At 55.1% G+C, this 13,063-nt stretch carries 13 protein-coding genes; 6 read left to right on the top strand and 7 right to left on the bottom strand.

Annotated features, from left to right (window positions below; translation table 11 throughout):
- Positions 1–83 precede the first annotated feature (83 nt).
- Complete coding sequence (locus WB371_RS17765) at positions 84–314, top strand: RHS domain-containing protein (protein WP_336221351.1); 231 nt, start codon at positions 84–86, stop codon at positions 312–314.
- Between the two features lie 111 nt (positions 315–425).
- Here WB371_RS17765 and WB371_RS17760 read toward each other — a convergent pair whose 3' ends face one another.
- The 6 genes from WB371_RS17760 to WB371_RS17735 form a co-directional block, all read right to left on the bottom strand.
- Complete coding sequence (locus WB371_RS17760) at positions 426–1,025, bottom strand: SIS domain-containing protein (protein ID WP_336221350.1); 600 nt, start codon at positions 1,023–1,025, stop codon at positions 426–428.
- Positions 1,022–2,659, bottom strand: coding sequence for an FGGY-family carbohydrate kinase (locus WB371_RS17755; protein ID WP_336221349.1), 1,638 nt, complete (start codon positions 2,657–2,659; stop codon positions 1,022–1,024). Before WB371_RS17755 ends, WB371_RS17760 begins: the two co-directional genes overlap by 4 nt.
- A gap of 16 nt (positions 2,660–2,675) precedes the next feature.
- Positions 2,676–3,629 (bottom strand): ABC transporter permease, encoded by a 954-nt coding sequence (locus tag WB371_RS17750; RefSeq protein ID WP_336221348.1) that lies wholly within the window; start codon positions 3,627–3,629, stop codon positions 2,676–2,678.
- 1 nt (position 3,630) lies between these two features.
- On the bottom strand, positions 3,631–4,620 hold the full coding sequence (locus WB371_RS17745; RefSeq protein WP_336221347.1) for an ABC transporter permease: 990 nt from the start codon (positions 4,618–4,620) through the stop codon (positions 3,631–3,633).
- The gene (locus tag WB371_RS17740; protein WP_336221346.1) at positions 4,613–6,121 is read right to left on the bottom strand and encodes a sugar ABC transporter ATP-binding protein; all 1,509 of its coding nucleotides are present in this window, start codon (positions 6,119–6,121) and stop codon (positions 4,613–4,615) included. Before WB371_RS17740 ends, WB371_RS17745 begins: the two co-directional genes overlap by 8 nt.
- Positions 6,122–6,224: 103 nt before the next feature.
- Positions 6,225–7,208, bottom strand: a complete 984-nt coding sequence (locus tag WB371_RS17735) for an autoinducer 2 ABC transporter substrate-binding protein (RefSeq protein ID WP_336221345.1) — start codon at positions 7,206–7,208, stop codon at positions 6,225–6,227.
- Between the two features lie 416 nt (positions 7,209–7,624).
- Here WB371_RS17735 and WB371_RS17730 point away from each other — a divergent pair, with 416 nt between their 5' ends.
- Both WB371_RS17730 and WB371_RS17725 read left to right on the top strand, forming a co-directional pair.
- Positions 7,625–8,263, top strand: coding sequence for a DUF1007 family protein (locus WB371_RS17730; RefSeq protein WP_336221356.1), 639 nt, complete (start codon positions 7,625–7,627; stop codon positions 8,261–8,263).
- Entirely contained in the window at positions 8,254–9,234 is a 981-nt protein-coding gene (locus tag WB371_RS17725; RefSeq protein ID WP_336221344.1) for a nickel/cobalt transporter, read from the top strand. Before WB371_RS17730 ends, WB371_RS17725 begins: the two co-directional genes overlap by 10 nt.
- Before the next feature lie 106 nt (positions 9,235–9,340).
- On the opposite strand, the gene suhB is transcribed toward WB371_RS17725, so the two are convergent.
- Entirely contained in the window at positions 9,341–10,144 is an 804-nt protein-coding gene (suhB, locus tag WB371_RS17720; RefSeq protein WP_336221343.1) for an inositol-1-monophosphatase, read from the bottom strand.
- A 118-nt stretch (positions 10,145–10,262) separates the two neighbouring features.
- On the opposite strand from suhB, the gene trmJ reads away from it, so the two are divergent.
- The 3 genes from trmJ (at position 10,263) to iscS (ending at position 13,049) form a co-directional block, all read left to right on the top strand.
- Positions 10,263–10,994, top strand: coding sequence for a tRNA (cytosine(32)/uridine(32)-2'-O)-methyltransferase TrmJ (trmJ, locus tag WB371_RS17715; RefSeq protein WP_336221342.1), 732 nt, complete (start codon positions 10,263–10,265; stop codon positions 10,992–10,994).
- 196 nt (positions 10,995–11,190) lie between these two features.
- Complete coding sequence (iscR, locus tag WB371_RS17710; protein WP_042317591.1) at positions 11,191–11,682, top strand: Fe-S cluster assembly transcriptional regulator IscR; 492 nt, start codon at positions 11,191–11,193, stop codon at positions 11,680–11,682.
- Positions 11,683–11,834: 152 nt separating this feature from the next.
- Positions 11,835–13,049: a cysteine desulfurase gene (gene iscS, locus WB371_RS17705; protein ID WP_336221341.1), complete on the top strand. Its 1,215-nt coding sequence runs from the start codon at positions 11,835–11,837 to the stop codon at positions 13,047–13,049.
- Positions 13,050–13,063: the final 14 nt, after the last annotated feature.

Below are 13,063 nucleotides of genomic sequence, written 5' to 3'. Positions count from 1 at the left end.
CTTAATCACAGCGATGATCTGATGCTCAGTAAAACGGGCTTTACGCATAGCGATCTCCTTCGTTGGCAGATTGATTATGCCGGATGATCTCTAAATGTGAATGGCACGATTATGCGGGATACTTACAGCTTGACCCGCTGCCGATGGCGCTGATAAACCGGGAGGGACAGGTGGAATGGAGAGCAGAACTGGACCCGTGGGGTAATGTTCTTTCCGAAGACAATCCGCACAATATTGAACAGCCGCTGAGGTTACCGGGCCAGTGGTATGACGGGGAGTCAGGGCTGCACTATAACTGGTACTACGATCCGTAGCAGGGCCGTTATATCACCGAGGCGATGACGCCGTTATAGTCCCGCAGATTAAGGAGGGCGAACCTCCTTAACTGAAAGGGATTGTCACCCCGGTAGACATGGCTCCATGGATTAACGTTGCTGTCGCAGGGTTAGCCCGACATCGCCGCCCGGGTGCACGGCAAGCAGCGTTTCTTTGCTGTATCCGCTCTCGCTCATCAGGCAGGCGCAGGCGGCGTCGAAGAGGGCGATGACCAGTATGATGGAAGTAGTCGCCAGCATGTTCAGCGGATCCGCCTCACGCTGAACACCGGTGGAAATCACCAGCCGGGCAGCGCGGGCAATGGCGGAATCCGGGTTTTCCGTGACGCTGATAATCGGGACGTTTTTCGCCGCCAGACCGGGCAACAGCCGCGTCAGTTCGTCGGAGTTGCCTCCGCGTGAGATCAGAATGGCCCGGTCGTCGGCGCGTAAAAAACCCAGGTCGCCGTGGGCGGCGTCAGTCGCGTTCAGGTAGATCGCCGGACGTTCAACGCAGGCCAGCATGTGGGCGATTTTTCGCGCCGCAATGCCCGATGTGCCCACGCCGGTGACGACAATTTTCCCGCGACATTCGCGTAATTCGGTCATTAACGCGTCCCAGACGGGTTCGCTGAGATGCTGATGTAACCCCGCCAGCGCCTCGCTGTAGAGCGCCCACGTATCGCTGGCCTGTTGCCATGGACTTGTCATGCGTCCCCCTGCATCAACTGGCGGTATTTCATGTGATCCTGATACATCTCGTGGAACACCTGATATTTGCGGTCGTAATACTGCTTAATGCGATTCGTCTGCGGAGTGACCGTTTTACCGATGCGACTCATTGCCGACATCGCTTCCGGGAAGGTTTCAAATACGCCCGCCGCAATCGTGCCCATCATCGCGCCGCCGAGCAGCATCGCTTCGCTCTCTTCTGGCAGCAGCATAGCGCAGCCGGTGGCATTGGCGTGTTCCTGGACAAAAATGGGGTTTTTGGTGCCGCCGCCGCTTGCCATGATGGTGTCGATGCTGTAACCGCTCTGGTTCATGGTCTCAATGATGTGGCGTGTACCCAGCGCAATTGCCTGAATGGTCGCCAGGTATTGCAGCGCCATGTCTTCCGGCGTGCGGGAGAGTTTCAGGCCGCTGATCGCTCCGGTGAGTGTCGGATTCGCGCGCGGCGAGCGGTTGCCGTGGAAGTAGGGCAGGAGATGAATATCGCGGGTCAGGAAAGCGATATTTTCCGGCTCGCCCGCCATTTTCCGCAGCAGTGCGTTCAGCACTTCATAAATCGTTTGCCCTTGCGCTTTGGCTTGCGTAAGCAGCGTATCGTAACAAGGATGCGACTGAATGATGTGGTCGATCAGCGCGCCGGTTGCCGATTGTCCGCCTTCATTGAGCCAGTATTCCGGCAACACGGCGGAATAGTAGGGACCCCAGACGCCGCCAATAAAGCGAGGCTCTTTCGAGATCGCCATATGTCCGGTAGAGGTGCCGCCAATCAGGGCAACGCGACGGTCAAAGTCGGCAACCTCACCAGAAACACCGCAGGCGCCGAGCGTACCCAGCGTACCGGCATGGGCGTCGATGATTGACACGCTGACGGCGGTACCCGGAATCAGCCCCATTTCACTGGCAGCGCGTTGGGTCAGGCCGTGGCCCAGCGGTTCGCCCATCGTTTTCACGTAGCGGCCGATTTTTGCCGCATCGTGTTCCAGCAGATCTTCCAGCCCGATTTCGCGGAAGTAGCTGGCATCCCATTTGTCTTCATGGCCCATGTAGGTCCACTTGCAGACGGTAGAACAGAGCGAGCGCGTATCATCGCCCGTGGCGCGCCAGGTCAGAAAATCCGGTAAATCAAAATAGTAGCCCGCGTTCGCCCAGGTGTTAGGCATATGCTGTTTCAGCCACAGGAGCTTCGGCGTCTGCATTTCCGGCGAGATAATGCCGCCCACATAATCCAGCACCCGGTGGTGCAGTGCATTAATACGTTCGGCCTGGATGATGGCGCGGTGATCCATCCACACAATAATATTCTGCTCGCTGCGCCCGGAAGGGCTGATGGTCAGCGGTTTGCCCTCTTTATCCAGAACCACCAGCGAACAGGTGGCATCGAACCCCAGCCCTTTAACCTGAATGGGGTTGATGTCGGACTGATTGATAGCATCACGAACCGCGTTGCAAACGGCCCGCCAGATATTATCGGACGACTGCTCGACAAAATCGGCCTGCGGACGGTAAATCTCAATGGCGCGGGTCGCCTGGCCCACCATTCTGCCGTTGAGATCAAACACCCCTGCGCGAGCGCTGCCGGTTCCAACATCCACACCAATAAAGTAACTCGCCATAATTTTTCTCCTGAGATCAGGCTCTACGATTCTGTAATGCGATAAAGAGGATGAGGACTGCGCCCCAAAGCGCCATCGTCAGATAGCTGCTGATCCCCAGCAAATTAAATCCGCTTTCCAGCATTTGCAGCACAACCAGCGCCAGCACCAGCCCGATGATGCGGCCAAATCCGCCGTCGGGGTTAATGCCGCCTAGTACCGAGGCGAGGATGGTGACCAGCAGATAAGACTCACCATAGCCCGCTTTCGCCGAGTTGAATTTGGCCATCATTAAGATTGCAGCGACCCAACCGAGCAGCGCGGAAATGACGTAAACGGAAATCTGCACCCGAACGGTGTTCACGCCGCTGTAGCGGGTCGCCTGTTCGTTGGACCCCATCAGATAGAGACTGCGTCCGAGCGTCGTGTGTTCAAGCAACACCCACAGCAGGACGGCGACCAGTAAAAAGAGCAACAGGGCGACAGGAATACCTGCGACGGTGGCGTTGCCAAGATACTGAATGGCAGACGGGAAGCCGGAAATCACCGTGCCGTTGGAGAGTAAAATATTCAGCCCGGAGATCAGCGTCATGGTGCCGAGGGTGGCGAGGATTGGCGACACGCCAACCCAGGCGATCAGCGCGCCGTTCAGGGTGCCGATCGCCACGGCGACCGCTGCGCCAGCCAACAGCGCCAGCGCCAGGAACAGCGGGTTGTCAGGATGGCTGACAATGACGGCTGCCATCACCAGTGAGCAGGCATTAGCGCCAGCAATAATCGACAGGTTGATGCCGCCCGTCAGCATGGTCATCCCCATCCCTAATGCCAGCATGCCGAGGATCGGTAACTGTGAGCCGATAGACTGGAAGTTGGCGACGCTGAAAAAGCGGCTGCCTAACAGCGCGGAAAAGACGACGGCGACGACGATAATAATCACGCACTGCAGACGGATGATGGCATCACCGGGTAATACTCTTGCGAACGCTTTCATCTCAAAGCTCCCTTGCCAGTTTGCGTTTTTCGTTCCACGCCGTGGCGCTGATGCTGACCAGGATAATGGCGCCGCTGAAGACGGTATGCCAGTACGAAGAGACGCCGAGCAGCGTCAGACCGTTTTGTAAAAAGGCCAGCAGAATCACCCCCAGCAGCGTACCGGTCAGCGTGCCGCGACCACCGCTCATACTGGTGCCGCCCAGCACCACTGCCGCCAGTACCGTCAGCTCAAATCCGAGCAGCGAGTTCGGGGCCACCGACTGGGTGATCTGCGCCTGCACAACGGCCGCTACGCCAGCGAGAATGCCCATGTAGCCGTAGACATAGAAATGCAGCTTTAACAGGTTTAACCCGAGGCGGGAGGCGGCGTCGCGGTTACCGCCCATGGCGTAAATCTGGCGACCGAGTCGGGTGTAATTCATCAGCACGGCGGTAATGATAATGACGGCGGCCAGGCACAGCAGCGGCAGAGTGAGGCCGTAGTCATACCCATCCGCTGCGGTGAACGAAAACCAGTTGATGCCGTTCATAAACCAGTCCGGGAAACCATACAACCAGGTGCCTTTGGTGGCATAAACCAGCAGCCCGTAATAGACGTTCAGAGTGGCGATGGTAATGATGATAGCGGGGACGCGCAGCCAGTAGACCAGAAAGCCGTTAAACAGCCCGAGCAGTAATCCGACCGCCATGGCGAGACCCAGCGCCAGCATAAAGTTGCCGCCGTGCGCAATCACCCAGCTTGCCATCGCATACTGGGCAATCGCCGTCATGGCCGGGAACGAAATATCAATGCCGCCGGAGATCAATACAACAAACAGCCCGCAGGCGAGAATGCCGAGAATGGCGTAGCTGGTGGCCACGTCCGTCAGGTTACCGAGAGACAAAAACTCATCGGTGCTGACACTCAGGCCGACAGCAAGCGCAATCACCAGCAGGCCCAGCCAGAATTCATGGTGCCCGACTAAACGGGAGAGACGAACGTTATTCATGGATGACCTCGACCACCTCTGCAATGTCCTCTTCGCGACAGCGATGTGGATTAAATTCGGCAACCAGTTTCCCGCGACGCATCACCAACACACGATGGCTGTTGTAATACGCTTCCGGGATCTCGTCGCAAATCATCAGTACCGCCATTCCCTGTTCCGCAAGGCTGCGGGCGATCTGGTAAATTCCTTCTTTGTTGGCGATATCAACGCCCACCGTCGGGGAATCCAGAATCAGGATGCGCGGCTGGGTCGCCACCCATTTAGCGATGGCGATGCGCTGGGCGTTGCCGCCAGACAGCGTTTTGACCGGTAATTGGGGATCGGACACTTTAATGTTCAGTTCACGGATCAGATCGGCAACCAGCGCTTTCGCTTTGCCGTGATCAAGCAGGCCGCTGCGGGTATGCAGTTTGTCGAAGACCGTGACAATGGTGTTGTCGTAAATCGACTGTTCCATGATCAGCCCTTGGGTCAGGCGATCTTCCGAGACATAGCCGATCCCGTGTCGGATGGCGTCATGATTATTGCGAAACTGAACGGGCTTGCCGTTGATGCGAATTTCCCCGCTCTCCGGGTGGGTCATGCCAAACAGACTCAGACAAAGCTCGGTGCGGCCCGCCCCGAGCAGACCCACGATCGACACGATTTCACCGCTGCGCAGCGACAAGTTGATGTCCTGATATTTACCGTTGCGGCTCAGGTTGCGCAGCTCCAGCATGGGTTCCTGCTCAACCGGTGGTTTTTCCGGCAGCGGGCTGTAGTGGAAGCGTTGACCGGTCATCAGGAATGCCAGCTCGTGGCTGTCGAGTTCGCTGGCGGGCCAGGTTCCTACCAGTTTGCCGTCGCGCATCACGCTAATGCGATCCGCCACTTCCATCACTTCATCAAGACGGTGGCTGACAAACACCACGCAAATGCCTGCGGCTTTCAGTTCGTTAACCACACGCAGCAGGCCGTTGACCTCCTGGCGCGTTAACGACGCCGTTGGCTCATCCATAATCACCAGACGCGCATCGGCAGCAATGGCTCGACAAATCGCGACAAGCTGGCGGTCGGCAATGGAGAGCTTTTCCACTTTTTTATCCGGGTCGAGAGAGACGCCAATTCGCTTCATTGCCGCTAATGCCTGTTCTTTCATGGCGCCGCGACGTACCCAGATATCGCCCCCGGGCAGGTAGCGGTTAACGGCAATGTTCTCTGCCACGCTAAAGTTGGGGAAAAGAGAAAGATCCTGATAGATAACCTGGATTCCGTAATGCGAGGAGAGCTGAGGGCTCAGTTGGTGGAACAGTTTGCCATCCAGCAGAATTTGCGCCCCTTTTTCCGGCTGGTAAACCCCGGAGATCACTTTAATGATGGTGCTTTTGCCGCAGCCGTTCTGTCCCGCCAGACAGTGAACTTCGCCCTTTTTCAGGGTCAGATTCACATTATCCAGCGCCAGCACGCCCGGGAATTGCTTGCTGATATTCTCAAGAGTGATAAATGCGGTGGTGTCTGTCATGGACAATACCCCTGCGAGCGCCCGGAAGGACGCTGAGTGTTAAGTCTGTAGATAGCGCCGACCAGACGGTCGGCGTTGGGTTTCCCTGGTGTTGGCTGATGCCTTAGAAACCGAGCGATTGCGCGTTGTCTTTGGTGACTTCGAGGATCTTGTTAAAGCGGATCACTTTCTTCTCCATGTCGACATCGGCTTTCCCTAATCCTTCAATGGTCAGGTCTTGCGTCACCTCTTTGCCTTGCAACAACTGGTTAGCAACGGTGACCAGCGCATAACCGGCATCTTTCGGATCCCACAGCAGCGCTTTCTTGATATCTCCACGCATCAGATACGGCGCAGCCTGTGCTGGCATGGCGATGCCGACCACGGCGATTTTATCTTTCGCGCGTTTTTTCTGTACCGCCTGACCAGCGCCAATTGGACCCAGCGAGCCGAAACCAATGATGCCCTTCATCTGCGGATAGGTTTTCATCAGATCCAGCGTGGTGGAGTAGGACTTATCGATGCTCTCAGCCACCGGCAGACGGGTGGTGACTTCAAACATCTCCGGGTATTTTTCTTTCTGGTACTTGATGGCGTAATCAGCCCAGGCGTTGTGCAGCGGGACGGTCAGCGAGCCGACATAAATCGCATAGCCGCCTTTACCACCCATATCTTTTGCCAGTTCATCAACGTTGGCTTGGGCATATTTCTCGCTGTCGATGGTTTCAATGTCCCACTGACCAATTTGCTGATCCGGCGATTCGTGGGTCAAAACGACAATCCCCTTATCGCGCGCTTTCTTCAGCACGGGCTCCAGCACCTTCGCATCATTAGGTACCACAATGATTGCGTTGACGTTTTTAGCAATGAGATCTTCAATGACCTTCACTTGCTGTGCCGGATCGGGCGTGGAAGGACCGGTTTGATATGCATTCACATCCAGTTTTTTGGCGGCTTCGTTGACGCCGGTTTCCATGCGGTTGAACCAGGGAATACCGGTCACTTTGGCTACCACAGCAATTTCATATTTTTCTGCCGCAAAGGACGCACCGGACAACATGCATGCAGAAACCAGGGTTGCACTGAGTAATGCGAGTTTGAATTTCATAGTTGTACCTTTTGTAGGGACCAGGGCAAGTCACGACAGGAGGTTATCAACGAAGGGAAGAGGTAATGAATCGCAAGTTTAATAAATGTGATAAAAGCCCATTATTGTTAATTTATATATTAATTAAAGTTAATGTTTAGTTAATTTGAAAGGTTGTTGCACTTTGTGTGTGGTTTTATATGTTAAATAACATAGTGAAACAAATGATTTAATTAACAATTTGTTATCAAACTGAAGATCGAACGGCTGATGTCAGCGAATTTGCCCGCCTGTGTGAAGTGAGTAAATCGCAAAACTGAGAACTGAATCGAGCCCGGAAATCCGTGCTCAACATTTCTCATTTCAATGATATCCTCACGGACAATCCTGCCACGTTGATGATGACAGCGTGGCCCGTTCTGTTTTCTGAGGCGTTGATGGCATTCATGATACGCGGCGTGTTGCCCTGGTTATTTGCATTTTTGACGTTTTCGGTGAGCGCGCATCCGCACAGCTTTATCCGTCTGAAAACGGAAGTGGTCAGCGATAACGGCAATGTTGTGGCGCTTAAGATGCGCTGGACGATGGATGAACTGACCTCAGCCGACCTGCTGTATGATGCCGGGGAGGCGAAACCGGGGTCCGACGTCTGGAAAAAGCTGGCGGCGGAAGTGATGGCAAATGTGCTGGGCCAGCACTATTTCACCGAAATGTGGCACAACGGGCAGCGCGTCAAATTTCAGAACCGGCCCACGGAATACGGTATGGCGCGTGATGAGCACCAGGCGGTGCTGACCTTTGTGTTGCCGCTTGCGAAACCGCAGCCTTTAAGCGGGCAGCGTTATACCTTTTCAACCTTTGATCCCAGCTATTATGTCGATATGAGCTACGAAGAAGACAGCGATGCGACGTTATCGCCCGCGATGCGTAAGCACTGTGAGATCGCCGTGCATACGCCAACGCCGAGTGAAGAATCGCTCAGTTTTGCCCAGTCTTTGGATAAAGAAGATGCGCCGCCAGAGGATATGGAGCTGGGTAAACAGTTCGCGCAGCAGGTGACGTTCGCATGTCAGTAATCTCGCAACGCCGTATTCGTGCCCGGCGCTGGGTGTCGCTATGGCCGCTGGCGCTGTTTTTGCTGGTCGCCGCAGTGGCTGGTGTCTGGTTGTGGCAGGTCTGGCCGCAGGTGATGATTAAAAGCATTGTCTGGCAGCGGGATGTCAACCAACAGATGAGCGTGTTACTGAAAGCGGTGGCCGCCAACCCTGGTCAGGCGGGTGGGGCATTGCTGCTGTTTAGCTTTTTATATGGCGTATTGCACGCGCTCGGGCCGGGACATGGAAAGATAGTGATTACCACCTGGCTGGCGACGCATCCTTCAAAGCTGAAATCGAGCATTGGCCTGACGCTGGCCTCTTCTTTGCTCCAGGGCGTGGTGGCAATTGGACTGGTTGTAGTGGTACTGAGCATTCTGCAACTTCCGGCGCGACAGTTACATCTGAGTGGTTTCTGGCTGGAGAAGGGGAGTTATGCGCTGGTGGGTATGCTGGGCATTTTGCTCTGCTGGCGTGCCGTGAAGAAACTGCGGCGGCTACTACGTAAACCCACATTCACCGCCTTCACGCCCCATCATGTGCATCATGCGCACTGCGGTTGCGGGCATCAGCACATGCCGGATCCCAAACAGCTTCAGCGTAGTGATGACTGGCGGGCGAGGCTAATGATTATTCTGTCGATGGGGATGCGTCCCTGCTCAGGGGCTCTCATGGTGCTGCTGTTCAGTAAAGTGATTGGCGTCTTTTACTGGGGGATGGCGTCAGCACTGGTGATGGCGGCGGGAACGTCGCTGACGATTAGCTCGCTGGCATTACTGGTACACAGTTTTCGCACGCTGGCGGTCAGACTGAGCGGTAACTCGGCGCCTGTACTGTGGCGACAGGTGGGATGGACGACGCTGGCGTTAGCCGGTGGTGTGATATTAGTGGTGGCCGCAGGCGTGATGTGGGTGAGTGCGGTGCCAATGGGAAGGGGATTACGGCCGTTTTAAACGTGCGCCGGGGGAGAATGCCTGATGGCGCTTCGCTTATCCGGCCTACAGTTCATTTTCCTCTGTAGGCCGGATAAGGCGTTAGCCACCATCCGGCAGCAAACAATTAACGCTTCAGCGCGTCGCTCAGTTCGTCACGCATAGTCGCCAGCATCGCTTTAACCACGCGCGGGTTGCCCGCCACGATGTTGCCGGTCGTCATGTAGTTATGACCGCCGGTAAAGTCGCAGACCAGCGCGCCAGCTTCACGGGCAATCAGTTCACCTGCCGCGAAATCCCATGGGCGCAGGCCAATTTCGAAATAACCGTCAACGCGCGCAGCGGCGACATAGGCCAGATCCAGCGCAGCAGAACCGGTACGACGGAAATCAGCGCACTCGGTAAACATTTTACCGAGAATATTCATGTAAGCGGTCGCGTGCTGTTTGGCTTTAAACGGGAAGCCGGTTGCGATGATGGTGCCGTCGAGGTCACGGGCATTGCTGCCGCGCAGACGATAACCGTTCAGTTGCGCACCCTGACCACGGGTTGCGGTGAACAGTTCATTGCGCATGGGATCGTAAACCACAGCGACTTCAGTGCGGCCTTTAATACGTACAGCGATGGAAACCGCGAAGTGCGGCAGACGTTTAACGAAGTTGGTGGTGCCATCCAGTGGATCGATAACCCATTGAACATCCTGATCGGTACCTTCATGTTCACCGCTTTCTTCGGTGATGATGGTGTGCTGTGGGTAAGATTTGCGAATCGTTTCGATAATAATCGCTTCGGCGGCTTTATCGACGTTGGTCACGAAATCATTGCTGCCTTTCTGGCTGGTTTCTACTGAGTCAGGCGTTTCGTAGTGTTTGGCAATTATATTACCCGCCTTGCGCGCTGCGCGCACGGCGATGGTCAGCATCGGATGCATCGGTCTCTCTCACTGGATGTTAAAGAACGGGAAAACGGCGCAGAGTATAGCAGCGAGATCGGAATATGTCTCCGATTTATGATAATATGCCTGAATAATCTTTAGCTGAAGAAAGACAATGCTGCAAAATATTCGAATCGTGCTGGTGGAGACCTCACACACCGGCAATATGGGCTCTGTTGCCCGCGCAATGAAAACAATGGGATTAACCAACCTGTGGCTGGTGAATCCGCTGGTTAAACCTGACTCCCAGGCGATCGCCCTGGCGGCCGGGGCCAGCGATGTGATCGGCAACGCGCAGATCGTCGATACCCTCGATGAAGCGCTGGCCGGATGCAGCCTGGTTGTCGGAACCAGCGCACGCTCCCGTACGCTGCCGTGGCCGATGCTTGATCCGCGAGAATGTGGTCTGAAAAGCGTGGCGGAAGCGGCGAATACCCCGGTTGCGCTGGTGTTTGGCCGTGAGCGTGTTGGGCTGACCAACGACGAACTGCAAAAATGTCATTACCACGTTGCGATCGCGGCGAACCCGGAGTACAGCTCGCTGAACCTGGCGATGGCGGTTCAGGTTATCGCTTATGAAGTGCGCATGGCGTGGCTGGCATCGCAGGAAAACCCAGGTGCGCAAGAGCATGAAGAAGCGCCGTACCCGCTGGTGGACGATCTTGAGCGTTTCTACGGTCACCTTGAGCAGACGCTGCTGGCGACGGGCTTTATCCGCGAAAATCATCCGGGTCAGGTGATGAACAAACTGCGTCGTCTGTTTACCCGTGCGCGTCCGGAGAGCCAGGAACTGAACATTTTGCGTGGGATGCTGGCTTCTATTGAGCAGCAGAATAAGGACAAGTAAGTGCGAGCCATAGGCCGGATAAGCAAAGCGCCATCCGGCAAAGGAAAATGGCACTGAAGGTTAAATACCTGACTAAAACAGTCAAGTAAATAGTTGACTGATTTAGTCGGGAATGTCAGACTTGGCCCTGCTATGCAATATCCCCATTTTACAATAAAAAACCCCGGGCAGGGGCGAGTTTGAGGCTAAGTAAGACATGAGACTGACATCTAAAGGGCGTTATGCCGTGACCGCAATGTTGGACGTTGCGCTCAACTCCGAAGCGGGCCCGGTACCGTTGGCTGATATTTCTGAACGTCAGGGAATTTCCCTTTCTTATCTGGAACAGCTGTTCTCCCGTTTGCGTAAAAATGGCCTGGTGTCCAGCGTACGTGGACCAGGTGGTGGTTATCTGCTGGGTAAAGATGCCGGCAGTATTGCCGTCGGTGAAGTGATTAGCGCTGTTGACGAGTCGGTTGACGCGACCCGTTGCCAGGGCAAAGGCGGTTGTCAGGGCGGCGATAAATGCCTGACCCACGCGCTGTGGCGCGATCTGAGCGATCGTCTGACCGGTTTCCTCAACAATATTACGTTAGGTGAACTGGTGAATAACCAGGAAGTCCTGGATGTGTCTGGTCGCCAGCACAGCCACGACGCTCCACGCACAAATCGTGCGCAAGATGCAATTGACGTTAAGTTACGCGCTTAATTTAACCGTCCTGCAAAAACGCGAAACAGTTAGGTTAACGATAATAAGATTTTCGAGTCAGGCCGGAGCGCTTACGCTCCGTTAACACGGTCGTACATCCAGCCGGTTGCCTGGCTCCTTGCATTGAAGCGATGTACGGAGTTTATAGAGCAATGAAATTACCGATTTATCTCGACTACTCCGCAACCACGCCGGTGGACCCGCGTGTTGCCGAGAAAATGATGCAGTTCCTGACGCTGGACGGAACCTTTGGTAACCCGGCCTCCCGTTCACACCGTTTCGGCTGGCAAGCGGAAGAGGCGGTGGATATCGCCCGTAATCAGATTGCTGATTTGGTCGGTGCCGACCCGCGTGAAATCGTCTTTACTTCTGGTGCGACGGAATCCGATAACCTGGCGATCAAAGGTGCAGCCAACTTTTATCAGAAAAAAGGCAAGCACATCATCACCAGCAAAACCGAACATAAAGCCGTGCTGGATACCTGCCGTCAACTGGAGCGCGAAGGCTTTGAAGTCACTTACCTCGCGCCGCAGAGCAACGGCATTATCGATCTGAAAGAACTGGAAGCGGCGATGCGTGATGACACCATCCTCGTCTCCATTATGCACGTGAATAACGAAATCGGCGTGGTGCAGGATATCGCGACAATCGGTGAAATGTGCCGTGCGCGCGGGATCGTCTATCACGTTGACGCCACCCAGAGCGTGGGCAAATTGCCTATCGATCTGAGCCAGTTGAAAGTTGACCTGATGTCCTTCTCCGGCCACAAAATTTATGGTCCGAAAGGGATCGGCGCGCTGTACGTTCGCCGTAAACCGCGTATTCGCATCGAAGCGCAAATGCACGGCGGTGGTCACGAGCGCGGTATGCGTTCCGGTACGCTGCCTGTTCACCAGATCGTCGGGATGGGTGAAGCCTATCGTATCGCCAAAGAAGAGATGGAAACTGAGATGGCGCGTCTGCGCGGTCTGCGTAACCGTCTGTGGAATGGCGTGAAAGATATGGAAGAAGTTTACCTGAACGGTGACCTTGAGCAGGGCGCGCCAAACATTCTCAACGTGAGCTTTAACTACGTTGAAGGCGAATCACTGATTATGGCGCTGAAAGACCTGGCGGTCTCTTCCGGTTCCGCCTGTACCTCTGCGAGCCTCGAACCATCCTACGTGCTGCGCGCACTGGGCATGACTGACGAGCTGGCGCATAGCTCTATTCGTTTCTCTTTAGGTCGTTTTACTACCGAAGAAGAGATTGATTACACCATCGAACTGGTTCGTAAATCCATTGGCCGCCTGCGCGACCTTTCTCCGCTGTGGGAAATGCACAAGCAGGGCGTGGATCTGAACAGCATCGAATGGTCACATCATTAATCGGTACCGATAAG

Source organism: Citrobacter amalonaticus, assembly GCF_037053465.1.
Classification (GTDB): domain Bacteria; phylum Pseudomonadota; class Gammaproteobacteria; order Enterobacterales; family Enterobacteriaceae; genus Citrobacter_A; species Citrobacter_A amalonaticus_H.
Note: the sequence above shows the minus strand (reverse complement) of the source record. Positions and strands in the feature narration are given on the sequence as shown.